Source organism: Gloeocapsopsis sp. IPPAS B-1203 (assembly GCF_002749975.1).
Taxonomy (GTDB): domain Bacteria; phylum Cyanobacteriota; class Cyanobacteriia; order Cyanobacteriales; family Chroococcidiopsidaceae; genus Gloeocapsopsis.
The window spans coordinates 1-905 of sequence record NZ_PEIG01000042.1 but is presented as its reverse complement, the minus strand read 5'-3'; the positions used below and the strand labels follow the sequence as shown (position 1 = coordinate 905).

General features: G+C 47.8%; 1 protein-coding gene. It reads right to left on the bottom strand.

Features of this window, described 5'->3' with window-relative positions:
• Window positions 1–24: 24 nt before the first annotated feature.
• Window positions 25–855, bottom strand: coding sequence for an IS5 family transposase (locus CSQ79_RS26900; protein WP_099704164.1), 831 nt, complete (start codon window positions 853–855; stop codon window positions 25–27).
• Window positions 856–905 lie beyond the last annotated feature (50 nt).

Sequence of the window (905 nt, the reverse complement as noted above, 5' to 3'; positions counted from 1 at the left end):
AGAGGATGTTTGAGAAGTAGCAAATTATGCCAATCTATGCAGAAGTATACGTAGAGACGTAGAGTAGATGAAAGCTTCGGATGTCTCCGGTAAACACTCATAATCCTTGCTGAGTCGCCGATATCGTCCTAGCCAACCATAAGTTCGTTCCACAACCCATCGCCGAGGAATTACCTGGAAGCTACGATCAATCGGCGCAGGTTCAACACCTGGAGCGGTGATGCGACGACGAAACCCAGCATTTGGATGCTGCACGCGCTGTACGCTCCAACCGAAGTGTTCTTTAACCCAACTGACAAAAGTCGTGCGATACCCGCCATCAACCCACAGATGCTGTAAGCATGGAAATTGTTGTTTGATTCCTTCAAGTAGTTGTTTTGCGCCTTCCTGGTCAGCTTTATTCGCTGCTAGTACCTTAGCTTTAAGCAAAAAGCCCTGAGTATCAACCAACAAGTGACGCTTACGCCCTTTCACCTTTTTGCCACCATCATACCCGCGTTCACAACCACCTGCCTCGGTCGTTTTCACCGACTGAGCATCAATAATTCCAGCACTTGGTGTGGCCTGTCGTCCTAACATTTGACGCACTCGTTCGCGAACAGCTTTGAGCATAGCTTGCCACACACCAGCAATCTGCCATGCACGAAAGTAATAATAGACTGTTTGCCACGGTGGGAACTCATGAGGGAGCAAGCGCCATGCACAGCCAGCACGTTGAATATAAAAGATTGCATTAACAATCTCACGCGGATTTCTCAAACGCGGGCGTCCACTAGGCTGAACTCCTGGAATCAACGGTTCAATAATTGCCCACTCAACATCGCTAACGTCAGTATTGTCAGGTTTTCGCTTCATCCCTCCATTCTACCCAATGAGTATAATTTGCTACTTCTCAAACATCCTCT

Bases quoted from the DNA above. Each gene is read 5' to 3' on its own strand.
- CSQ79_RS26900 (WP_099704164.1), bottom strand. From the start codon at position 855: ATGAAGCGAAAACCTGACAATACTGACGTTAGCGATGTTGAGTGGGCA.